21 protein-coding genes are annotated in these 23,671 nt (G+C 51.8%); 7 read left to right on the top strand and 14 right to left on the bottom strand.

The window, feature by feature from the left end; translation table 11 throughout:
* Positions 1-54: 54 nt before the first annotated feature.
* Both ACYZZ0_RS05750 and ACYZZ0_RS05755 read left to right on the top strand, forming a co-directional pair.
* Positions 55-1,569, top strand: a complete 1,515-nt coding sequence (locus tag ACYZZ0_RS05750) for an alanine/glycine:cation symporter family protein (RefSeq protein ID WP_461535639.1) — start codon at positions 55-57, stop codon at positions 1,567-1,569.
* Between the two features lie 443 nt (positions 1,570-2,012).
* The gene (locus ACYZZ0_RS05755; protein WP_461535640.1) at positions 2,013-3,485 is read left to right on the top strand and encodes an alanine/glycine:cation symporter family protein; all 1,473 of its coding nucleotides are present in this window, start codon (positions 2,013-2,015) and stop codon (positions 3,483-3,485) included.
* Positions 3,486-3,552: 67 nt separating this feature from the next.
* Here ACYZZ0_RS05755 and ACYZZ0_RS05760 read toward each other — a convergent pair whose 3' ends face one another.
* Both ACYZZ0_RS05760 and ACYZZ0_RS05765 read right to left on the bottom strand, forming a co-directional pair.
* Positions 3,553-4,527, bottom strand: a complete 975-nt coding sequence (locus tag ACYZZ0_RS05760) for a hypothetical protein (protein WP_461535641.1) — start codon at positions 4,525-4,527, stop codon at positions 3,553-3,555.
* 5 nt (positions 4,528-4,532) lie between these two features.
* A complete protein-coding gene (locus ACYZZ0_RS05765; RefSeq protein WP_461535642.1) occupies positions 4,533-5,222 on the bottom strand; it encodes a hypothetical protein in 690 nt (229 codons plus the stop codon).
* Positions 5,223-5,316: 94 nt separating this feature from the next.
* Here ACYZZ0_RS05765 and ACYZZ0_RS05770 point away from each other — a divergent pair, with 94 nt between their 5' ends.
* The 3 genes from ACYZZ0_RS05770 (at position 5,317) to dxs (ending at position 8,867) form a co-directional block, all read left to right on the top strand.
* Positions 5,317-5,562 (top strand): exodeoxyribonuclease VII small subunit, encoded by a 246-nt coding sequence (locus ACYZZ0_RS05770; protein WP_461535643.1) that lies wholly within the window; start codon positions 5,317-5,319, stop codon positions 5,560-5,562.
* A gap of 7 nt (positions 5,563-5,569) precedes the next feature.
* Positions 5,570-6,502: a (2E,6E)-farnesyl diphosphate synthase gene (ispA, locus tag ACYZZ0_RS05775; RefSeq protein WP_461535644.1), complete on the top strand. Its 933-nt coding sequence runs from the start codon at positions 5,570-5,572 to the stop codon at positions 6,500-6,502.
* A gap of 433 nt (positions 6,503-6,935) precedes the next feature.
* Complete coding sequence (gene dxs, locus ACYZZ0_RS05780; RefSeq protein ID WP_461535645.1) at positions 6,936-8,867, top strand: 1-deoxy-D-xylulose-5-phosphate synthase; 1,932 nt, start codon at positions 6,936-6,938, stop codon at positions 8,865-8,867.
* Positions 8,868-8,932: 65 nt separating this feature from the next.
* On the opposite strand, the gene ribA is transcribed toward dxs, so the two are convergent.
* From ribA to ACYZZ0_RS05840, 12 genes are all read right to left on the bottom strand, one after another.
* Positions 8,933-9,526, bottom strand: coding sequence for a GTP cyclohydrolase II (ribA, locus tag ACYZZ0_RS05785; RefSeq protein WP_461535646.1), 594 nt, complete (start codon positions 9,524-9,526; stop codon positions 8,933-8,935).
* 126 nt (positions 9,527-9,652) lie between these two features.
* The gene (locus tag ACYZZ0_RS05790; RefSeq protein WP_461535647.1) at positions 9,653-10,948 is read right to left on the bottom strand and encodes an APC family permease; all 1,296 of its coding nucleotides are present in this window, start codon (positions 10,946-10,948) and stop codon (positions 9,653-9,655) included.
* Between the two features lie 87 nt (positions 10,949-11,035).
* Complete coding sequence (locus tag ACYZZ0_RS05795) at positions 11,036-11,515, bottom strand: phosphatidylglycerophosphatase A family protein (RefSeq protein WP_461535648.1); 480 nt, start codon at positions 11,513-11,515, stop codon at positions 11,036-11,038.
* Between the two features lie 39 nt (positions 11,516-11,554).
* Entirely contained in the window at positions 11,555-12,508 is a 954-nt protein-coding gene (gene thiL / locus ACYZZ0_RS05800) for a thiamine-phosphate kinase (RefSeq protein ID WP_461535649.1), read from the bottom strand.
* The gene (gene nusB, locus ACYZZ0_RS05805) at positions 12,508-12,972 is read right to left on the bottom strand and encodes a transcription antitermination factor NusB (RefSeq protein ID WP_461535650.1); all 465 of its coding nucleotides are present in this window, start codon (positions 12,970-12,972) and stop codon (positions 12,508-12,510) included. Before nusB ends, thiL begins: the two co-directional genes overlap by 1 nt.
* A 2-nt stretch (positions 12,973-12,974) precedes the next feature.
* Positions 12,975-13,448 carry a 6,7-dimethyl-8-ribityllumazine synthase gene (gene ribH / locus ACYZZ0_RS05810; protein ID WP_461535651.1) on the bottom strand — a complete coding sequence of 158 codons (474 nt, stop codon included), beginning with the start codon at positions 13,446-13,448 and terminating at the stop codon, positions 12,975-12,977.
* 91 nt (positions 13,449-13,539) lie between these two features.
* The gene (ribBA, locus tag ACYZZ0_RS05815) at positions 13,540-14,655 is read right to left on the bottom strand and encodes a bifunctional 3,4-dihydroxy-2-butanone-4-phosphate synthase/GTP cyclohydrolase II (RefSeq protein ID WP_461535652.1); all 1,116 of its coding nucleotides are present in this window, start codon (positions 14,653-14,655) and stop codon (positions 13,540-13,542) included.
* 111 nt (positions 14,656-14,766) lie between these two features.
* Positions 14,767-15,447, bottom strand: a complete 681-nt coding sequence (locus ACYZZ0_RS05820) for a riboflavin synthase (protein WP_461535653.1) — start codon at positions 15,445-15,447, stop codon at positions 14,767-14,769.
* A gap of 44 nt (positions 15,448-15,491) precedes the next feature.
* Positions 15,492-16,634, bottom strand: coding sequence for a bifunctional diaminohydroxyphosphoribosylaminopyrimidine deaminase/5-amino-6-(5-phosphoribosylamino)uracil reductase RibD (ribD, locus tag ACYZZ0_RS05825; RefSeq protein ID WP_461535654.1), 1,143 nt, complete (start codon positions 16,632-16,634; stop codon positions 15,492-15,494).
* Between the two features lie 79 nt (positions 16,635-16,713).
* A complete protein-coding gene (locus ACYZZ0_RS05830; RefSeq protein WP_461535655.1) occupies positions 16,714-17,142 on the bottom strand; it encodes a hypothetical protein in 429 nt (142 codons plus the stop codon).
* Positions 17,143-17,182: 40 nt separating this feature from the next.
* Entirely contained in the window at positions 17,183-17,968 is a 786-nt protein-coding gene (locus tag ACYZZ0_RS05835; protein WP_461535656.1) for an efflux RND transporter periplasmic adaptor subunit, read from the bottom strand.
* The gene (locus ACYZZ0_RS05840; protein WP_461535657.1) at positions 17,965-20,979 is read right to left on the bottom strand and encodes an efflux RND transporter permease subunit; all 3,015 of its coding nucleotides are present in this window, start codon (positions 20,977-20,979) and stop codon (positions 17,965-17,967) included. The genes ACYZZ0_RS05835 and ACYZZ0_RS05840 overlap by 4 nt, the downstream gene beginning before the upstream one ends.
* Before the next feature lie 123 nt (positions 20,980-21,102).
* Here ACYZZ0_RS05840 and ACYZZ0_RS05845 point away from each other — a divergent pair, with 123 nt between their 5' ends.
* Positions 21,103-22,749 (top strand): PP2C family serine/threonine-protein phosphatase, encoded by a 1,647-nt coding sequence (locus ACYZZ0_RS05845; protein ID WP_461535658.1) that lies wholly within the window; start codon positions 21,103-21,105, stop codon positions 22,747-22,749.
* A gap of 11 nt (positions 22,750-22,760) precedes the next feature.
* Entirely contained in the window at positions 22,761-23,651 is an 891-nt protein-coding gene (locus tag ACYZZ0_RS05850; protein WP_461535659.1) for a DMT family transporter, read from the top strand.
* Positions 23,652-23,671 lie beyond the last annotated feature (20 nt).

The following is a 23,671-nucleotide window of genomic DNA, read 5'->3' on the forward strand; positions in this document are numbered from 1 at the left end:
CAGCAGCTACAGCCCTGTAGCGTGCTCCATACAGGACAGATACAGGAGAAATACATGCTGAATGAACTGATTGCTGTAGTGAATAGCTGGATATGGGGCGCCATTCTGATTTACCTGCTACTCGGTGCCGGAATCTGGTTTACGTTTCGCAGCCGCTTCGTTCAGATTCGTCACTTCACACGTGCCTGGAGGCTGGTGCTTGCCGGCCGGCAAGCTCGCCATAAAGACGGTATTTCATCATTTCAGTCACTTTGCACCAGTCTGGCTTCCCATGTCGGTACCGGAAATATTGCCGGTGTCGCTATAGCTCTATATTTAGGTGGCCCCGGAGCCGTCTTCTGGATGTGGGTTGTCGCATTACTCGGTATGGCAACCAGCTTTATCGAGAATACGCTGGCCCAGTGCTATAAAAGTCGAACGCCTTATGGTTCCTTTATTGGAGGTCCGGCTTACTACATCGATAAGGCTCTGAAAATTCGATCGGCCGCCGTTTTTATTTCGACCATGATGGTATTCACCTTCGGCCTCGCTTTTAACGCTGTTCAATCCAACTCCATAGCCCTCACCGTTTCAGCCACAACACCTATTCCCTCCTGGCTTTCCGGCGTATTACTGGCTCTTTTAGCTGGCATTATTATTTTCCGGGGCATACACGCTATATCTCGGGTTGCCGAACGTGTTGTTCCGTTTATGGCACTGGTTTATTTGACCGTCGCTCTGATCGTTGTCGTTATTCAGTTCGACCGGTTACCTGAAGTTCTGCATCTTATTCTGGCCAATGCCTTCGGACTGGAAACGGCTGCATCCGGTGGTGCCGGTTTCCTGATGGCTCAGGCCATTAACCAGGGCGTTTGCCGGGGGTTGTTTTCAAATGAAGCCGGTATGGGCAGTGTGCCCAATGCTGCGGCAACAGCCAGTCCATCCCCACATCACCCGGCAACCCAGGGTTTGATATCCATGGTGGGCGTTTTTGCCGACACGATTGTTATCTGCACTGCAACAGCTGCAATCATTCTGCTTTCCGGTCAGCTCGAGCCACAGTCAGGACTGACCGGCACCGAACTGACACTGGCGGCTATCAGAACCAGCGTTGGCAGTTGGGGCGATCTGTTAATCGGTGCCAGTATGTTGCTGTTTGGCTTTACCTCCATCATTGCCAACTATTACTACGGTGAGTCCAACCTGCGCTTTCTGCACAAATCGACCCGATTGCTGACAGTTTACCGTCTGGCTGCGCTTGTTTTTGTTTGCTGGGGAGCTATCAGTCAGCTTGAGCAGGTATGGACACTGGCAGACCTCAGTATGGGCCTGATGGCCATGGTCAATCTGATTGCTATTGTATTACTGGGAAATCTTGCACTGGCATTGCTGCGAGACTTTGACAATCAGCTGCAATCTGGTCAGGAACCTCATTTTGACCGCAGCCTGTTTCCTTTTCTTGATCAGACCATTGACCCGGATATCTGGATCGAAAAAAGAACGACAGACAGTACTGAAGTACAATCTGAATCTGAATCTGTATCAGATTCCAGTCTGTTATCCAGAGATTTGCCTGAACCAGACTGCTGATATCAGGCATTTTTTCTGCTCAAAATTTGGCTATTTGGCCGTCTTTCGAAATCAATTCTGAATTTGCATGTTTTTCGTGATTTTTTCCTGAAAAGTCATCTTTTTTTACCCTTTCATGATTTATACCGACCAACTTCTGCTTGTGCGAGCAATGCCGCAAAAGCAGAAGTAAAAGCCGAACAACCACCGTATTGACATAAGTAGACCGCGCGCAAAAAGCTCCGTAAAAGACCGTTGACGAATAAGGTCTTCACCCGATATTCACACAACCTTGATTCCGTAACATGGCGGCGTGTCCAAAAATTCACCATAACAGCCATGAACGCACAAGCCTCCTGACCACCTGATTTACCCCGCTTTTTCCTTTCAAATTGTGTCTCCTGACACGGGGTTGATCTTCTGGCCAGTGCATCAAATGGTTCTCCAGGTAACCAGGGTTTTATATGAACGAACTTGTCACAATACTTAACGATATGATCTGGGGCAGTATTCTGATTTATCTGCTGCTCGGCGCAGGTATCTGGTTTACAGTCCGGACCCGTTTTGTTCAGTTCCGCCGCTTCGGCTTCTCCTTCAAGACCATGATGGGTAGCCGTAATACATCTGACGCGAACCAGATTTCTTCTTTCCAGGCTTTTTGTACCAGTCTTGCCGCACGTGTCGGTACCGGTAACCTCGCAGGCGTTGCTGCCGCCCTGTATCTCGGTGGTCCCGGTGCTGTTTTCTGGATGTGGCTGATTGCCCTGCTGGGTATGTCTACCAGCCTTGTTGAAAACACATTGGCCCAAGCCTACAAGACCAACAACGGTGACGGTACCTTCCGTGGTGGCCCGGCTTATTACATCCAGAAAGCACTCAATCAGCGCTGGCTGGCGGTACTGTTTTCTATCTCGCTGATTATTGCGTTTGGCTTTGCCTTCAACAGCGTACAGTCCAACTCGATTGCTGCCGCCGTTTCCGGTTATGGCGTACCGCCACTGGCAATCGGTATTGGCCTGGCAGTGCTGGCTGGCCTGGTTATTTTCGGTGGAATTCGCACTATTTCGAAAGTGGCTGAGGCCGTCGTTCCCTTTATGGCTGTTGCCTATCTGGCTGTCGCATTGGTAGTCGTTGTCATGAACTTTGCCGAACTGCCAGAAGTCTTTGCGCTTATTTTCCGCAGTGCCTTCGGCCTGCAGGAAGCCGCCGGTGGGGCTATCGGTGTTGCCATGATGCAGGGCATCCGTCGTGGACTGTTCTCTAACGAAGCCGGTATGGGTAGTGGCCCGAACGCTGCAGCGACTGCAACACCGCATCCACACCATCCTGCTGCTCAGGGTATGCTGGGCATGGCCGGTGTATTTGTTGATACCATGGTTATCTGTACTGCGACTGCCGCCATTATTCTGTTCTCCGGCATGCTGGAAGCAGGCAGTGGTGTAACCGGTATTCAGCTGACCCAGGCCGCACTCAGCGCCGAAGTTGGCAGCTGGGGTAACCACCTGATCGCTCTGGCTATTCTGCTGTTTGCATTCACCTCCCTGATTGCAAACTATTACTACGGCGAGTCCAACCTGCGCTTTATCATTGATAACAAGCTGGTACTGCTGGCTTACCGGGTACTGGTACTGACCATGGTTATCTGGGGTGCTGTAGGTGAACTGCAGCTGGTCTGGAACTTCGCTGACCTGGCCATGGGTGTGATGGCACTGATCAATATCGGTGTAATTCTGGTGCTGGGCAAGCAGGCTTTCGCCATGCTTCGTGATCTGGATGAGCAGATTGACAGTGGCAAGCCGATGGAATCCATCAGCTTCAACCGTAACAAGTTTGAATTCCTGAACAAGACCATGGATCAGGATGTTTGGACTGATGGTAAAGCGGCTGTGAGTACTCGTCGTGATAATGCAGTATCAGGTTCAATGGAAACAGCCTGATAGTTTTTCGAGTATAAAAAAGTCCCCTGTTGGGGACTTTTTTATTTCAATACTGTACAAAACAATTTTAGATTTGAGCTGCAATATTCTTCGCTTCCTGCATCAGCCCTACAACTTCATCCAAAACAGGTATTATCTCTGCCCTGATCTGATCCAGACTAACCCCGTCTTTTATTGCCGCTTCATATGTCCCCGGGTTACCCCAGTCATTAAATGTTCTGCCCCCTACTTCTCTCCCCAAAAGTTCATCGGGATTTACAGACAGCTTATTTAAAATCTCTGGAGGCAAAGCCTTCAGTCCATATAAATTGGTTGTAACTGTCCGTAGGGGATCTCCATGCACGCCTCGTGTTGAAGGACCCGGTGCTAATACCAGTTTTTTTTCATTCCATTCAGAAAATTCAGATATCAGTACTTTAGATTCTTCAGCACAGGAGGAGACAAGCACACAGTCTTTTGCCAGTTTTATTTTTGCGGCCATCACCTGCATGTTTGCATTTTGGTCTTGTAACGACTTTTCCCATTCTGCACGACTGGCATCTTTTTTGGATTTTCCTGTCTTTTTTTGCGCCTGTTTAAATAAATCATCTCCTGCATGCTTCACTTTTGGCTTTGAACTACGAAGGAGTTTTCCCTTCCTCTTTGTTTTCTTAACAGGCACAGCATCTTGTTCAGAGGCACGGTCAACTTCACTCAGAGGCTTGTGGCTTAACAACCTCACCCCACCACGATCCTCAGAGGCCAAAACATTATCCAGACGCTTCTTGTACACAAACGGTAAAAGAGATGCCCAGCTTTTAACAGTTTCCCAAAGCCTTTCTTTCAGTGCAGGCTTGCCTTCATGAATTGAAGGCTTATATTCCGAATCAAAATCCAGACTGGCACTATCAGACAGCCTTTGAACATCTGTACTCGATGCTTCTTTTATTTTCCTGCCAAACCGACCACCCTCAGGTATCGCACCAGAAGATGTATCTGAGTCATCTTGCACATGATATTCAGGAGGTCTGATACCCGTCGTTACTTTAGGCCCCTCAGACATAACGGTTAACGCTCCCGAATACTGAAAGCACTCTCAGACAGATCCACTTCACTCAGGCTGATAGCACCACCATTATAGGCCGCCACACCACTCAACCGGATATTATCGAAACGCAGCATTCCCACCGTACTGGGTATGCTCAGGCGAATTCGCCCATCCGGGTGAATCTCTGCCTTGGCATCATCAACGTCATAATCGATATCGTGCTTACGCTCACCTTCCGGAGTGTGATAGCCCGATTCCAGTTGGTTCAGAACCGGCATAACCATTTTCACCAGCTGACTGGCAACACGAATACTGGTCTCATCATGAGCCAGATTTTCTTCCACCTTGCTGCGAGCCAGTTTTTGCTCCGGCAGCAACGGCCCGTCTTCCCACTCATTCATATCAGAATCAGCGTAAGGGGTTTCGAACTGTGCTGTCGTGCTGTCGCCATGAACCAGCTGAATCGGATTCAGCAGTGCCACAGCCAGTGAAGCCGCAAAACGCAGCCGGGTTTGGCGGGAAAGCGCCCGGCGCAATTGCCAGCGACTGACAATACCGGTATCAACAAGTACTTCGCCCAGACGCTTGCCACTGGTTTGTTGCTCAACAATAGCCTTGTCCAGCTCGCTTTCGGAGACATATCCTTTGTTCACCAGTATCCGACCGAGCCGTGATTTCTGGTAAGCTTCTTCCTGGCGCTGAAACGTCATATTAAATTCCTTTCTAAAATATCTCTGCCATTGGAGAATCAGAAAGGTTATCGGCATGCCGGCATGGACCTGAAACACAGGTATACAGACAGAGATGACCGCAAAAAAACAAGCCAGCGGGGAGTTTTCCTTTGAAAAGTCCCTGAGCGATCTGGAGCAGATCGTCAACCAGATGGAGTCCGGCCAGCTGACACTGGAACAGTCTCTGGCAGCCTTCGAGAAAGGTGTTCGCCTGACCCGCGAATGCCAGACAGCACTGGATCAGGCCGAGCAAAAGGTTCAGCTACTGCTGGAAAAAGATGGCCAGACCGAACTCCACCCGTTTGAACCCGAGAGCTGAAATTTTCATGCCCAATTCTTCCCTTTCCAGCCATGCATTGCTTGAGGGCTATGCAGAACAATGCCAGCAGCGTGTGGATAACTGCCTGCGTCAGGTCGTTACCGGTGCCGATGGTGAGCCTCAGCACGGCTCATTACAAAAAGCGATGGCCTACAGTCTCTTCAGCGGTGGCAAGCGGGTACGTCCCATGCTGGTTTATGCCGCCTGTGAAGCACTGGGTGGCAATCTGTCTCAAGCTGATCCGGCAGCCTGCGCAGTTGAGTTAATCCATGCCTATTCACTGGTTCATGATGACCTGCCGGCCATGGATGATGATGACCTGAGAAGGGGAAAACCAACCTGCCATATAGCTTTTGATGAAGCCGCCGCCATTCTTGCCGGCGATGCCCTTCAGGCACTGGCTTTTGAAGTTCTGGCTCGCCGAGATCTGCTGCCGGAAGCTGATCTTCCTTCCGATATTCGTCTGCAGCAGATTACAGCTCTGGCTGATGCTTCCGGTCGTCACGGCATGGTCGGTGGTCAGGCACTGGACCTGGCCGCAGTTGCCACACCTCTGACTCTGTCCGAACTGGAAAACATGCATCAGTGCAAAACAGGCGCACTGATCCGGGCAAGTATTAGGCTGGGTGCGCTGGCCAGCGGCTGTTCTGATCAGGACAAACTGCAACAACTGGACGATTATGCCCGGGCTATAGGCCTGGCCTTCCAGATTCAGGATGACATTATTGATGTTTCATCCGATACCGAAACCCTGGGTAAACAGCAGGGGGCCGATGAGTCTCGCCAGAAACCGACCTATGTTTCCCTGCTGGGACTGAAAGGTGCCAGAGAAAAAGCTCGCGAACTTCACGGCAGAGCCTTGAACGCACTGTCCGGATTTGATGCCAGTGCTGCGCCATTGCGCTCTTTGGCAGATTTTATTGTCAGCCGTAATCACTGATTTCTGTCGCGCTGACAGCCAAAGAAGATGGCACGGGATTCAATATCCATCCCGACCAGAGCTTCCCCTGCCCGTTTATTCCTGATACATATTTTTATATGGGATCAGGCGTGACGGGCTTTCTGGCTGTATTCAGCGTTTCCTCTGATAGGGACAATTAATGGCAGAGCTGGTATTTTTCCTGAAAAAACAACACCCTGCCGATTGAAAAGGGGCATAGGAATGCCCGGTTGCATCAGTTAGAATTTCTCTAACGATGACTAGAACGCCCTGAATGCAGCAACCGCACGGGCACACATATTTATCAGGCAGACCCGCTGCGAATCGGTCTATTTTTAGCGTTGCCCAACCTTTTTCAGTATCAGGTAAGGTTAATGCCCGAAGCAGCTGTTTAATGATCAGGCCGTCTGCCTGAAAGCGGATTCAAAAGCGCATGTTTCATGAGATTCCCAGAGAAAAACCGGATACCCCGCTGCTTGATGGCATTGATGCCCCCGAGCAGCTTCGCCAGCTGGACGAAGAGCAGCTGCCGGAGCTTGCCCGCGAGTTACGGGAATACCTGCTCTATACCGTAGGCCAGACCGGTGGCCACTTTGGTGCCGGTCTGGGTGTAATTGAACTGACTATTGCTCTGCACTATCTGTTTGAAACCCCGGAAGACCGACTGGTCTGGGATGTCGGTCACCAGGCTTATCCTCACAAGATTCTGACCGGACGTAAGGACGAGATGCACACTTTGCGTCAGAAAGATGGCGTTGCCGCTTTCCCGAAGCGTGAAGAAAGTCCGTACGATACTTTTGGCGTCGGTCACTCCAGTACCTCCATCAGTGCCGCACTGGGAATGGCAATTGCCGCCAGACAAAAGCAGGAAGATCGTAAAGCTGTTGCCATTATCGGTGATGGTGCCCTGACAGCCGGTATGGCTTTTGAAGCACTCAACCACGCCGCTGACGTTAAAGCCAACCTGCTGGTTGTTTTGAACGACAATGATATGTCCATCTCCCGTAATGTGGGTGGCATATCCAACTATCTGGCCAAAGTTCTGTCCAGCCGTACTTATCACTCTGTCCGCGAAGGCAGCAAGAAAGTACTGAAGAGTATTCCTAAAGCCTGGGAGCTGGCACGTCGCACCGAAGAACACGTTAAAGGCATGGTCATTCCAGGCACACTGTTCGAGGAGCTTGGATTTAACTATATCGGGCCAATTGATGGCCATGACCTTCCGAGCCTGATTCATACCCTGCGCAATATGCGTGAGATGGACGGCCCGCAGTTCCTACATATCGTGACCCAGAAGGGCAAGGGCTTTACTCCTGCGGAGCATGATCCAATTGGTTATCACGCTATTACCAAGCTGGAGCCTCATGCGGCAGAAACAACGACTCCGCCGAAAAAATCCAGCCCGAAATACGCCAATATTTTCGGCCAGTGGCTGTGTGATATGGCTGCTGAAGATGAGCTGTTGATGGGTATCACCCCGGCAATGAAAGAAGGTTCTGACCTGATTCGTTTTGCCGAGCATTATCCTGAGCGCTACTTTGATGTCGCAATTGCCGAACAGCATGCCGTAACTGTTGCCGCAGGTATGGCCTGCGAAGGTAGCAAGCCGGTTGTGGCTATTTATTCTTCATTCCTGCAGCGCGGCTATGACCAATTGGTGCATGATGTTGCGGTACAGAATCTTGATGTGCTGTTTGCTCTCGACCGTGCAGGTCTGGTCGGTGAAGACGGTCCGACCCATATGGGCTGCTACGATATTGCCTATCTGCGCTGCATCCCCAATATGGTGATTATGACCCCGAGTGATGAGGCAGAAACCCGTCTGCTGCTATCTACCGGCTACCACCATAAAGGCCCTGCATCTGTTCGCTATCCTCGTGGCAAAGGTCCTGGCGCCATTCCTGAAGCCGAACTGAAAACCGTAGAGATTGGTAAAGGCATTGTCACCCGTGAAGGTCAGCGGGTTGCTATGCTGGTATTCGGTACCCGCCATGCTGCAGCAATGGCTGCTGCTGAAGATATCGATGCCACCGTGGTTGATATGCGCTTCGTCAAACCGCTGGACGAAGAGCTGGTTGCCCAAATGGCCCAGAGCCACGAACTGCTGGTAACGATTGAAGAAGGATGTATTCAGGGCGGTGCAGGATCTGCCGTCAACGAATATGTTCTCGGCGAAGGCATTCCGGCTTCAATACTGAACCTGGGTATTCCTGACCGACTGATCGAGCAAGCCAAGCCTGCAGAGCAATATGCTGAATGCGGTCTGGACAAGGAAGGTATTCTGAAGAGTATTCAGGAACGCCAGAACCGCCAGTCCCGTCATATCATTGATGTTTCATCCCGGGTCGCAGCGACGACTGAATAAAACCCTGGACAAATAAAACAGCAGACTTCTGCCATAACCTGTTAAAGGGTTATGGCAGAAAGTGTTCAGGCAGTTTTATACATATGCCCCAGCTTCCACACCTTGGTCGCGATATAGCGTTCATTGTGCGGGTTCTGACCTGTCTGCAGCGGCATCCGCTCAACAATTTCCACTCCGATGGTTTCCATTGCCTTGATCTTGCGCGGATTATTGGTCATCAGGCGCAGCTTGGTGATACCGAGGTGTTCCAGCATCGCATTGCACATGTCGTACTGACGCAGGTCCGGAGCAAAACCCAGCTGCTCATTAGCCTGTACTGTATCCAGACCAGCATCCTGCAGATGATAGGCGCGTACCTTGTTCATCAAACCAATACCGCGGCCTTCCTGACGCAGGTACAGAATAATGCCATGACCTACTTCAGCGATAGCAGCCATTGCTGCCTGTAACTGTGCACCACAGTCACAACGCAAGCTACCCAAAGCATCACCGGTCAGACACTCTGAATGAATCCTCGCCAGCACCGGCTCACCGTTGCTGACATCCCCCATGGTTAAGGCCAGGTGCTCTTTCCCGGTACCCGGCTCATCAAAGCCGTGCATCACAAACTCACCATGCGGGGTCGGTAGCTTGGATGAAGCGACGTATGTGACTGACACTCAAAATTCCTCTACTGCGGCAGGCTCGCATTCTAGCAAGTGTTGCCTGCTGAGCGAAATATGAGGGTTATTGTCTTCGATATCAATCCACCATAAGAAATAAACTGTTGTCATGGCACAGCTTTTTCATTGCTGCGTGCCTGAAAGCGTTTCTCTCATGGACTTGACCGACAGCAGATACAGGAGTGCTCCCGCAACCAGCCCTCCCAGCCCGAAAACGAGGTTACTGAATGGAGCATGCCATATCAGCCATAGTCCAATCACTATCGCCAGAACAGGTATTGAAGGGCCTCCAGGAATAGTAAAAGAGGGAGACCTACCCATACGATGACGAAATACCAATACTGCTATACAGGTTGGTAGGTACTGAGCAAACCTTGCTACGACACTTAACATTGCCAGTTCAGCAAAAGTGCCGGAGATTGCAACAAGCAAAGCAAGTACAGTAGTCGCTATAATTGCACGGCCCTGCACACCATAACGGTTATGCTGCAACAGTGAAGCTGAAACCATATTGTGGTTGGCCAGGGCCACCAGTGAGCGAGGTGCAGCGAAGGAAGCAGCCAGGTTAATCCCCAGAATGGACAACAAAGAAGCAATACTGATTAGCAGAAAACCTGCATTACCCAGAGCCACACGAGCAGCTTCGGCAACGGGTGCTTCTGTATTGGCCGTCTGACTGCCCAGCAATCCAATTGTAACGCCCAGAATCAGAAAATAGACCAGTGCTACAATGCCAACCCCCAGCAACATTCCCCTTGGCATATTCTTTTCCGGATCACGTATATCCTCAGCAGCAACCGGAATTGATTCGAATCCTCCAAAGGCATAAAACAATAGAATGACCGCAGCAGCAAAGGTATCTTCGGTAAAATCTGCCGGTACCAGCGGGGAGAAATGGTCGGCTTTAATAAAAAACAGCCCGACAATAATGAAGAGTGTCAGCGGCAACAGCTTGCAAATGGTGGAGGCGTTATTCACCCACTCAGAAACTCTCACACCTCGATAATTAATCCAGCCATAAAGTACGACCACTAGCGCTGATAGCAGTTTGATCACTAAAAAGTCAGCCAGAACCGGAAACAGAACGCTCAATAATGTGACAAAAGCAACTGCCAGCGTAGACCATGAGGTAATGCTGACGACATAACGCATAAAACCTACTTCAAACCCGACAAAACTCCCAAAGGCCTCACGGGCATAAACAAAGGCTCCACCGTTCTCGCGAAATCGTCCTGCAGCTTCAGCAAAGCAGCAGGTCATGCACATTACCAGAAAGGCAATAAATACAATGACCAGTAGCGAAGCGGGCCCAGATAACAGAAAAGCACGCTGAGGAAGGAGAAATATACCCGAGCCAACAATACTGTTGATGGCATAGAGAATCAGACTGAAAAAGCCAAATTTTGCCGTCGACGACATCTATACCACCCGACAGAACTGAGAGAAGTTTCAGTTTTCTACAAGGGTGGTTTAGATGCTAATTCGTCGCCTGTAAATAGCTGCGAATCAGATCACAGCAAGAGCTATTAATTGCAGGACTACAAAAGAGAAAATACCAGCCAGAATATCGTCCAGCATAATGCCAAACCCGCCATGTACTTTCTGGTCGATCACCTTGATCGGCCACGGCTTGAGAATATCGAAGAAACGGAACAGGACAAAACCTGTAATTATCCACACCCAGCCTTTCGGGGCAGCCAGCATGGTAATCCAGTAGCCGACAAATTCATCCCAGACGATGCCCGGGTGATCGTGGACACCGAGATCTCTGGAGGTCTTATCACACAGCCAGATACCCAGTACGGTGGCTACAGCCAGTACCAGTACATAATTCCAGAACGGCAGGTACTGAAGCCCGAGATACAGGATCACAGCTGCCAGAGTACCAAAGGTACCGGGTGCTTTCGGCGCAGCACCACTGCCCAGCCCAAAGGCCAGAAAATGTACCGGATTTTTCAGCAAATCACGTAATGAAACGGCTTTCATTGAATCCTGCAAAGATTGGAATAACCCGGCAAGCCCGGGTCAGAAGTGACGATAGCCCCGGGACTGAACCGGTTCACCGGTTGCCTGATCGATAATACCTTCAGCCTTTATAATCCGGCCGACTTTGGTCACCTGACAGAAGTCGGGAAACTGCAGTTCAAGGTCCGAAGGCAACGTGAAGCACAGTTCAAAATCTTCACCACCACTCAAGCTCAGATGATTATGCAGCTCTGGCTCAATCACCGCTTGAAAGGCAGCGGAGCGGGGAATCTGCTCCAGATCCAACGAGGCTCCGGCTTCACTGCTTTCCAGAATATGGCCAAGATCAGCCAGCAGGCCATCGGATATATCAATCGCTGAAGTGGCTCCGCTCTGTTGCAACCACTGCCCCAGTTGCAGACGAGCAGACGGCTTATAAAACCGTTCCAACAGCCATGCTTCCCGGTCATCACCAACACTGTCCGGTACCTGCCCGGCCAGCGCATACTTTAATCCGGCTGCCGCATCTCCCAGCGTGCCACTAACATAAATATCATCACCGATACGGGCACCAGAGCGAACCAGTGCCCCACCGGCAGGTACAGTGCCCTGCACCATGATGGAAATTGTCAGCGGCCCCCGGGTGGTATCACCACCTGCAAGCACTACACCCGCTTTTACTGCCAGCTCCGACAGACCCGTACTGAAACCCTCGAGCCAGACCTGATCGGCCCGGGGCAATGTCAGCGCCAGATAAAAACTGTGTGGCTTGCCACCCATTGCAGCCAGATCACTTAACGCTGCAGCCAAAGCCCTGTATGCAATCAGGTTAGGCGGTGCCGAAGCCGGAAAATGAACTCCGGATACATGAGTGTCGATGGACTGAACCAGCTGTCGCCCCGGTTCAACCGCTACGACCGCACAGTCATCACCAATACCCAGGTTCACACCCGTTGTATTCGATGTCAGTTCCGCCCGGTTGAAATAGCGGTGAATCAGGGAGAACTCATCCATCAGCGCTGGCGAGCCTTGCGGGTTTCATCCGCGCGCAGCTTCGGAGCCAGACGATCCAGAATACCGTTGATATAACGGTGGGAATCCTGGGCACCGAACAGCTTGGTCAGCTCAATGGCTTCATTGATGATGACACGGTAAGGCACTTCCTGATGAAACATCAGTTCATAGCTGCCGATGCGCAGCGCCGCCTTTTCTACCGGATCCAGCTGATCCAGCGTACGGTCCAGATAAGGAGCCAGTTCATCGTCAAGACGGCTGGCTTCTCTGGCAACGCCATGCAGCAGACTATGGAAGTAACCACCGTCTACCTTGGTCATGTCGTTGTGGGCACGGAACTGGGTTTCGATATCCAGCAGGGCGTTACCGCTCATCTGCCACTGATATACGGCCTGCAGTGCCATCTGACGCGCTTTGCGTCGAGCCGCGGGCTTGAAACGGCCCTCGGAAGACTTGGAACTCAAACTTATTTCTCCAGGTTCTGGAGCAGGGACACCATTTCAAATGCGGCCATGGCGGCTTCTTCGCCCTTGTTACCCATCTTGGTGCCGGACCGTTCTACGGCCTGCTCAATACTGTCGACGGTTAAAACGCCAAAGGAAACCGGGATTTCAGACTCCAGATTGATCTGTGCCAGACCTTTGACACACTCGCCCGCTACATATTCAAAGTGCGGGGTACCACCACGGATAACAGCGCCCAGAGCGATGATCGCGTCAAAACGACCCATCTTGGCAACTTTTTTAACCGCCAGCGGCATTTCAAAGCAACCCGGGCAGCGAATAATCGTCAGATTTTCTTCTGCTACACCGTGGCGCTTGAGTGAATCAATGGCGCCTTCCAACAGGCTTTCTACAACAAAACCATTCCAGCGGCTGACAACAATTGCGTACTTGCCCTGGTTTGGAGTCAGGTTTCCTTCGATCGTAGTGATAGTCATGCTTTCATTCCTCGCTGCTTTCATTCTTTATCAGTCTGCAGAAGCCGGATTATGGTTCCCGCAGACCGCTTTTAAAGCTACACCTGATGCATCAAGCATCCACGCCGTCAAAAGGAATGTACTCCGTAATTTCCAGGTCAAAGCCGGAAATCGCACTGAAGCGAATGGGCGAGCTCAGCAAACGCATTTTTCGTACACCCAGTTCCCGCAGAATCTGGGAACCGGTACCGATGGTCATATAACCACGGCTCTGTTCTCCGGCAGTCATTCGTACCGGCTCCATAAACCGGGTCATGCTTTCTTCCAGACCATTGGGCTGGTCGGAGTCTAGCAGAACAACTACACCGCTACCTTCACGGGCCACCCGGCCAAGGGCATCCTGCAGCGACCAGCTGGCGCTTTCGCTTTTGCGGGCACCCAGCAGATCGCGGAAATGATCAACCACATGCACCCGTACCAGCGCCGGATCTTCACCGGAAATATCCCCCATGCTCAGCGCCATATGGAGCTGACCATTGAGCAGGTCACGGAAGCGGGTCATGCGGAACTGGCCATGAGCAGTTTCCAGCGGTTGCTCATCCAGCAGCTCCACTGTTTGCTCATTAACGATCCGGTAGTGAATCAGGTCGGCGATTGTACCGATTTTCAGCCCGTGAATCTCGGCAAATTGTTCAAGATCCGGCCGGCGCGCCATTGTGCCATCTTCATTCATAATTTCCACAATGGCAGCAGCGGGTGTCAGACCTGCCAGCTTGGCCAGATCACAACCGGCTTCGGTATGACCGGCACGGCTCAGCACGCCACCCGGCTGGGCACGCAGCGGGAAGATATGTCCCGGCTGAACAATGTCACTGGGCTGACTGAAAGGATCTACTGCAACCCGAATTGTGCGGGCACGGTCAGCCGCAGAAATACCGGTTGTTACACCTTCTGCCGCTTCAATGGATACGGTAAAGGCAGTACCGTGGGATTCCTTGTTGTCAGAAACCATCTGCGGCAGCCCCAGGAAGTCACAGCGCTGACCTTCCAGCGTCAGACAAATCAGTCCCCGGGCTTCCTTCGCCATGAAGTTCACCGTTTCCGGGGTGATTTTTTCGGCCGCGACAATCAAATCCCCCTCATTCTCGCGGTCTTCGTCATCCATCAGGATTACCGGCTTGCCCAGCCGAATGTCTTCAATCAGTTCTTCAATGCTGTTTAACTGCATGCAGATACCTGTTTTTTATAGCGTTGCACTGCGATGTATAGCGTTGCACTTCAATGTATAAAGTCGCGCTGCGGGCAGCGCCTTGAGTCCGGCCATCAGTGCCGGCAAAAATCAACGACGACGCCCGGTAAATCCGTGAGAGGTCAGGAAGCTTTCAGTCAGTTTGCTTTCCGGCGTATGGTCATCTTCATTGTCCGCCATTCGCCCATGCAGCAGGCGCTCCAGGTAGCGGGCAATAATATCGACTTCCAGGTTTACCCGGCTACCGGGCCGGTAATGGTGAATGATGGTTTGCTCTGCAGTGTGCGGCACAATATTCACTTCAAATACTGCGCCTTCAACAGCATTCACTGTCAGGCTGACACCATCGATGGTGATCGAACCTTTCTCGGCAATGTAATGAGCCAGTTTGGTAGGTGCTTCCACCCGGTAACGCATGGAACGCGCAGAAGGCTCGATGGACAGAATTTTGCCAACACCATCCACGTGACCGCTGACAATATGACCATCCAGTCGACCATTTGCCCGCATGGCTTTTTCCAGGTTGACCGAAGAGCCGGGCTTCAAAGCCGCCAGCCCGGTACGATTCAGCGTTTCCCGGGAGACATCGGCAACAAAGCTGTCATGACTCAGCACCACCGCCGTCAGGCAAACCCCGTTGGTGGCAATGCTGTCTCCCAGCTTCACATCGGACATATCAAGCGTGCCCGCCTGAATATCCAGCCGGACATCACCACCCCGGTTTTCAAGGGCGCGTATTGTTCCGACCGCTTCGATAATGCCTGTAAACATAGAGCGCTGTGCTTTCCGTTAATCCGTATTTAAATTCAGTCTGATCAGCTATGAGCATCACGTGGACGGGCGGTGATTCGCCAGTCCCTGCCGATGGCGCGCATATCGGTGATTTCCAGCTCGACCTTGCCTGCCATATGAGTCAGGGGCAGTTCAAGCAGCGGGCGGGCATTACTGCCCATCAATACCGGTGCCATATAAACCACCAGCTCATCCACCAGCCCGGCATCAAGTGCTGCTCCTGCCAGTGTTGCTCCGCACTCCAGCAGGACTTCATTACATTCCCGGCGACCCAGCAATTCCATAACAGACACCAGATCGACCCGATCCATCTCACCCGGACAGGTCAGTACTTCGGCACCCAACGCCCGCATGGCTTTGATGCGGTACTCTTCCGGGTGCGCCGTGATCAGCAGCGTGTTTTCCGGCTGCTGCAGAATTTTGGCCTGAGGTGAAATTTCCAGTGCCGAGTCCAGCACAACACGCAGTGGCTGTTTCTCGGCAGCTAATGAAGGATCTGTCATTCCCAATTGGTGTGGACGCACAGTCAAAGCCGCATCATCCAGCTGAATGGTGCCACTGCCGGTCATTACCGCACAGCTTCTGGCACGCATGCGTTGGACATCGGAACGGGCTTCCGGGCCGGTAATCCACTGGGATTCACCTGAAGCCATGGCGGTACGGCCATCCAGACTCATTGCCAGTTTGCAGCGTACAAACGGTTTGCCGGTTTCCATTCGCTTGATAAAACCGGCATTCAAGGCTCGGGCTTGCTGTTGCATTAAACCGTGCTCGACCTGAATGCCTGCCTGTTGCAGGCGTTCCATACCACGCCCGGCAACCTGGGGATTAGGATCCAGCATCGCAGCGACGACCCGTTTTACACCGGCTTCTGCCAGTGCTTCGGCACAGGGAGGAGTGCGGCCGTAATGACTGCAGGGTTCCAGTGTGACGTAAACTGTCGCGCCCTTTGCCCGGCTACAGGCTTCTTTAAGGGCATGAATCTCGGCGTGGGCTTCACCGGCACGGATATGCCAGCCTTCACCTACGATTTCAGGTGTGCCTTCATTGTCCTGCACCACAATGCAACCCACTCTTGGGTTAGGCATGGTGCTGTAGAGTCCCTGCTCTGCCAGTTGCAGCGCCCGGGCCATCATTTTGTGATCGGTCGTACTGAATTGAGTCATGTGCGGGGTATCACGTCATACAGCCATGAAAACAACATTTGCAGGGTCGGCGCATTATATACCGCTCTGCCACAATTATTCACCCATCAGCCTGCTGTGCTTGTCGGCTTTCTACTCGAAGTATCAGCTTCGGGTCATGAATTACGTGGATTCGGGTCGGAATTTCAGCAGGCGGGATTTCAATGCTTTTCATCAGGACAGGCGGACTATCAACGGCAGCTTCTGTATTTCCGGTAGAAAAAGCATACAGATGTACAACCCGAAGCGGCCCGTCACCTTTTTGTGGGGGCTGTATATCCTCATATAGATCAAAGTCGACATCCAGCTGACCAGCACCATAAATACTGATGGTCTGCGAAATTTCTTCACCAAGATCAACCCGGGCATATTTCGCACTGATTTCAGAAGGTGTTTCACCGGGCCAGGGAGCAACACTTCCAACTCGATCATCACTCGCAATGACTGTCGTGGACAGTAACAGAAAGACAGCAGCAGCCTGACGCAACATGGCGATGCATCCTAGAAAAAACAGCCGGGGTCACATTACTTTAGTTGCTGGCTGACATTGCTGCTTCAGACATTCGACACTGCACGGTCACCGCTTCGCCGGAAAAGCGCAAATCAGCCCCGGGTTCAAACCTTACCCTGAACAACCCGGTTGAAGGATCTGCAGATAGCGCATGGCGTGGCTTCTTCAATGTCACCCCGAGACGACCCTCTTCCGGTTTAACACTACACGTGGCTTGCTCCATATTCTGTACCAGTTTTCGTGGTAACCAGACTTCCACCTCCCGCTTTAGCCCTTCAAATTTCAAGACTTCCTTGCCTGAGGTTACATAATCACCGGCATTCAACACAGTTTCCATTACGATGCCATCATAAGGGGCATAAAACACTCGCTCATTCATCAGATACTGAAAGCGGGCCAGCTCTGCCTGCTCCTCTGCCAACTCCAGTCGTGTTTTTTCAGCTTCAAAACAGGCATCCTCCACTTCTGCGACACCTGCATGACGATTCTCTCCCAGCCTTTTCATTCGCTCATGTCGCTTCTGAATCTGAACCAGTCGAGACTCAAGCTTATTGACCCGGAGCTGGCTGGCTTCCAGCTTCATTTTTAATTCACCATCCTGTAACCGGAACAGCGGTTGTCCCTGACGAATCATCGCTCCGAAGTCAGCACGCCAGTCAATCCGGCCAGGGCAGCATGGACTGGCTGTCAGTTTTTCTACACTGATAACCCGTCCCTGAAACCAGTGTTCCTTCTCCTGCTCTGCAGCATTGACGGTTATCGCCAACCATCCGAGCCAGATAGTGAGTACCAGATTCAACTTCATAGCGAACCCTCTTCTTCTCGTGCTTTTATGGTTTCAGGGCTAGGTTTGAGCAATAACATCGCCGGAATCATTAATAGAGAAACCGGCAAGCTGACCAGCATGCCACTGGCAACCACAATCGCCAGACCGCGATAAATTTCACAGCCTCCCGCATGACTCAGCACCAGTGGCAACATGCCTGTCACCGTTGTCAGCGTGGTCATCAACATTGGGCGCAGCCGCTGAACCAGTCCTGCTTCGATTGCCTGACTCAATTGCATTCCGAAGTCTTGCCCTGCTCGTATTTCACTCAGCAACAGGATGGCATTGTTGACCACCAGCCCCATCAGAATCACAAACCCGGTTAGTGTCAGTAGATCAACGCTTTCAGCTTCAGTCATTATTCTGAGTGCATACCAGCCACCCGCCATACATACCGGCATCACCAGTAGCACACGCAGCGTATCGGACTTGCTCTCAAGCGTGATCCAAAGCACAGCAGCAAGCATTAATAATGACAATCCAAGCAGTAGCCAGAGTCCCTGACGCCCCTCTTCCAACCGCTGAACACTGCCTTCCAGTTTTGCATTCAGGCCTGACTTTACGAGTTGTGGCATTACATCACGTTGTAAACGGGTCAAGACTGTACCCAGAGCCATACCCTCTGGCGGCTCAATCGTCAGTAGCTGAACCCGATGCCCCTCATGCCGACGAATTTCATCAGCAACCTGCTCTTCCTTTATGTCCACTAACCCGGAAAGCGGCATCACCTGTTTATCTGTCGCAACAGGATTTTGCTCCAGGCTCAGGCTAAGGCTTTCCGGCGAGCGAACAAGTACAAGGTCCAGCATTCGATCACCGTCGTACCAGTCGCCGACATGCAAACCTCCGCCAAGGCTCTGGATCACTTCGGCCATATCGCCTCGCTCCCAGCCAGCATTCTGTAGCGCCCGATCTCTGGGAATAATATTCAGCCCGGAACGCAGGTTATCCGCCCCGGGTTCACTGCGAATCTGGGTATCGGGTAAAGCTGATATGATAAGTTCAGCTGCAACCTCCCGTTGCTCGAAGTATCGGGTTAAATCCTGCTCCTTCAGATACAACCTGATTTCCTGTTCGCTGCGTTGCGGTGCAAACAGCGGAGCCTTCAAAGCCAAGCCGTCCATATCATCCCGAGTTGAGAAAAAGCGGCGCATTTTTCTCAGCAGGCGTTGCGTTCCTTCGGGGGATACCGGCCTTACAATCAGCTTTCCTCCTCCCGACCACAACTGCAGTGAACTGTCACGAATCTCACCATCAGCTTTCAGCTGCGCCAGAAATTCATTCACAGGAGCAATCCGCTCCTTTGCAACCGCATCAGGAGACAAGTGCCCCTCAAAGTCCAGCCAGACCTGAACCTCATCCCGGCTGATAAAAGGCAGCAGATTTAAAGCCGGGTGCTCCCAAAGAGTTAAAAGCGGTAGTAACAGAGCAGTCAGCAAAATCAGCCGGCGCCGGGCAGCAGAAGAGACCACCAAACGACATTGCCGGGCCAGCCACACAATAACCTTGTTGCTGCCTTTTGTTTTGACCGGCCTTAACACCCATCGTGCCAGTAATGGCACCAGAAACAGGGCAGCAGGAAGAGACAAGGCTACAGCCAGCACCAGACTGACACCCAGTTCGGTAAACAGATGACCCGCAGTTCCCGGCAAGGCCACACCGGGAATAAACACAATCAGAGTCGTCAGTGTTGCCGCCAGCAAAGCACGGGACATGGTTGATGCGGCACTAATGCCTGCCAGCTTTACAGATTCCCCTTCGCTCATACGCAGCATCAGGTTTTCCGTAACCACAATGGCGGCATCAACAACCATCCCCACCGCAAAGGCCAGACCGGCAATGGAGATAATATTGAGTGAAAATCCCAGCAATCGCATCAGCCCGAGTGTCAGCAGCAGGCAGACTGGAATCACTGCAATAATCAGCACTGCAGCACGCCATTGTCGAATAAAGATGCAGACGGCCAGCAGCGTCAGACCGATGCCCAGCCCCAGATTACTTGCCAGCATCGACAACACACGCTGCAGATAAACTCCCATATTGAATGGCTGATCCAGCTGCCAGCCGGCCGGATGAAAAACCTCATTATTCAATTCATCGATAGCCAGACTGACAGATTTCAGCGTCTGCATCGCATCACTGCCGGGCTGACGGATCACTTCAATGGCAAAAGCCGGTTTATTGTTATAGCGAGGACAAGGCTGGCCGGGTTCATGTGCCAGCTTGACGGTAGCAAGATCGCCCAGCACCACAGGTCCCGGAGCCAGCTGCAGTTGCTTCAGTTCATCTCTGTCAGGCCGCCCGATATATCGCAGTGGATATTCGAGCCGCCCAGCCATATCAATTAATCCGGCCGAGCGATTAACAGTGGCTCTCAACTTATCAGCCAGATCAGGCACCCTGAAACCGGCTGCTGCCAATCTGAACGGGTCATAACGGACCTCAAGCCGTTCTTCGCCACCACCGTGAACCACCAGTCTGGCTACACCCGGCAAGCGGCCAATACGTTCCTGCAGTATGCGGGAGTACTCATGCTGATGCGTTAACAACAGTGATTCATCATCCGGGCCATGCAACATCAACCAGGTAAGACAGTCATGATCACTACCACTGCGAATATAGGGACCTTCCAGATCCTGCGGCAGATCCTGAACCCGGTTAATCCGGCTGATCAGATCAAGCAGCACCTCACGCCGGTCAGCCTGATCATTCAGTAGCAACTCAAACCGGGCATCCCCCTGAGTAATTGCGACATCCATCCGACTGAGCGCCGGCATATTGCCCAGTACATCTTCCAGCGGTTTTACTACTTCAGCTTCAATCTCTTCCGGAGCTGCATGACGCCAGAAGCATTCAACAGTAATCAGCGGCTTGTCCGGCACCGGCAGCAACTGCAACGGCATACCACGCAGTCCCCAGAGTCCGCCGAGCAGCATAAAAAACAGTAACGTTCCCGGCAGGCGGGGATGTTCCAGACACTGGCGGATCAATACAGCATTCCATCAGATTCTTATAGTTATTATGAGAGTCTCTGATGGCCTGACTTGTTCCCCCTGCCTTGCTGACTGTTACATCTATAGTGAGAAGTAGGGCTACAGGGACGACAGCCGCCAATGGCAATAGGCATCAAGGGAGCAGAGGGACATTACCAGGTCACTCTGCGGAGGACAGAACAGCAACAAACCGAATTGCATGAACTGCAAAACCAGCGAGCCGGGAATAAAACCCTGCGACTGGAAAACAATCACTTTGTTGCAGGACATAAAAAAGCCAAAACTACGGCCTTTCTGCGCACAGTTCAGCAAGCGCTGCATGCACTTGGAGCCGAACGCAAATATTCGCCACTACGACTGCTTAATCATGTTGTGTCCGGCAAAATCGAGCGACTGAATGAGCTCGATCGGCAACAACACGAAGCAGCCTGCAGGCTTCTCGATCGTTTGTCAGGACAAGTCTGCGTGCCTACGACTCAGCTGAAGAACAGAACGATCACCGTAAATGCTGCAGCCCAACATCTGGTCAATGCTAATAGCCGCACCACAGCCCACTGGCAACAACCCTGCCCACTTACAGTCAGTAGACATGCCTCACTCAATCCGATAGCCCTGAGCAGCCTTGAATACCGGGTCGAACCGGATGCCGCCATTGTCAGGCAAAAACTCAAAGACGAAATGCTGGCAGCCTATATGCAGCAAAAAGAGGAGTTTGATAAACAGGACGCCCTTGAGGATCAGTTGGAAGAAAAAGCCAAGCGAAAAAAGATGGATGCAGAAGAGCTACGCTTTAATCCACCGAATAAGTTTGACTGGAAAACGTTTGCTTCCACCCGCTTTGCCAGCGTGGTTGAGGATGCTGCCCCTGAATCAATAAGAACAGCCAAAGTGGCACCGATACAGTGTGATGCTATTGAAATCTGGTCCAACGCCGCTGTAGCCACATCCCATGGACGTGCTCCGTATATGGAAGACCGGCACCTGGCAACCCGCTTTAATATCAACATTGGAGGCAGAGAATATCCGGTCAAGCTTTCCGGTGTCTTTGATGGTCATGGTGGTACTGAAGCAGCTGAGTTCGCAGTTCAGAATATCCAGCAGTTTCTGATAAACCGGCTGGAAGAGTTCAACCCGCAAGAACTCACTGATGCAGGCATCTGGAATGCCCTGAAACTTGCGATGGTCGACCTCAATAACAGTTACAACGCTAATCTCGGCGAGGCTTTTAATCCCAAGGCAGGCACCACAGCCAATGTGTGCCTGATGATTGATAACAATCTCTGGACAGCTAATGTCGGTGACTCCAGAGCACTGCTGGTCGGCCCCAAAAATGAGTGCCTGCAGCTGAGCCGTGATGCCAAACCTTCTGACCCGGATTTCAAACGCAGTATTGAACAGCGAGGCGGTCATGTAGATGAAAAGGCCGATCGGGTGCTGTTTCCGGACGGCTCACTTGGTATTGGTACGGCCCGTTCACTGGGAGAACAGCGATTTGACGGTGTCATCAGCGCACGTCCCAAAATAACCAAGTTTGAGTGCCCTGCTGGCGGCTGGGGTGGTCATACTCTGGTTCAGGGCTGTGATGGCATATTTGATGTTTCGACCACCCGGGATATTGCTGACTTTGTTCACTATGGGCAGGAAGACGGACTTACCAGCGAGGAGATTGCAACCGGGCTGGTAGAGAATGTCTACAGAGCTGGCTCATTCGATAACCTTTCGACTATGGTTATTCCCCTGGGTGAACTGAATCCCGATAACGAATAAAGCAGCACCAAATGGTGAGACCTCAAATACCTCTGGAAACCCGCGGCGTTCTTCTGGCTCTTATCGGTGCTCTATTTCTGACACCTGATGCACTGCTGGTTCGCCTGACCGGTACAGATGACCTGACCACACTGTTCTGGCGGGGTGGCATTATTGCCCTGACGTTGTTGGCGATGCTTGTATTGCAGCACAGATCACTGAATCCGCGCTTATATCTACCGAACCAACCGAAAGCCTGGCTGGGTGCCCTGATATTTTCTGTCTCACTGTCCTGCTTTGTCCTCGCCGTCACCCACACTACCGTTGCCAATGTACTGGTTATTCTCAGCACCAATTCCTTGTTCGCAGCATTGCTCAGCATGTTTTTTCTGAAAGAACACGTGCCGCCACGCACCTGGATTGCCATCGTGCTGGCTTTGAGCGGCATCCTGCTGATATTCAGTGATGATATGGACAGCTCCGGCATGCTGGGCAAACTGTTTGCGCTTGGCTGCACTCTTTGTACCGCCGCTGGCATTGTGCTGGTACGTCATACACAGACCATTAACACACCGGCAATGTTTGCCTGGGGAGGTATTCTGGTTGCCTTCGTCAGTGCTCTGCAGGCATCTGTTTTTGCGGTCTCACCGTCACAAGTGGTCAGGCTGGTCGCAATGGGAAGCATGAACGGCTTTGCATTTGTTCTGCTTGCAGCCGGTGCCCGTTTAATTCCTGCTGCCGAAGTCACCCTGTTGATGCTGCTTGAAACCATTCTGGGTCCGGTATGGGTATGGCTCGTTCTGCATGAAGAACCTTCATTTCATGCCCTTCTTGGAGGCGGGATTATTGTTTTGACCTTGTTTATTCACACCGTGGTCAGCCTGAAACAGGCACCCGATACAGAAGTACAGCCTGAAGCCTGAGCCCCTCCTCTACGTTCGGC

Origin of the sequence: Spongorhabdus nitratireducens (assembly GCA_947387575.1) — a bacterium.
GTDB lineage: Bacteria > Pseudomonadota > Gammaproteobacteria > Pseudomonadales > Endozoicomonadaceae > CANDOC01.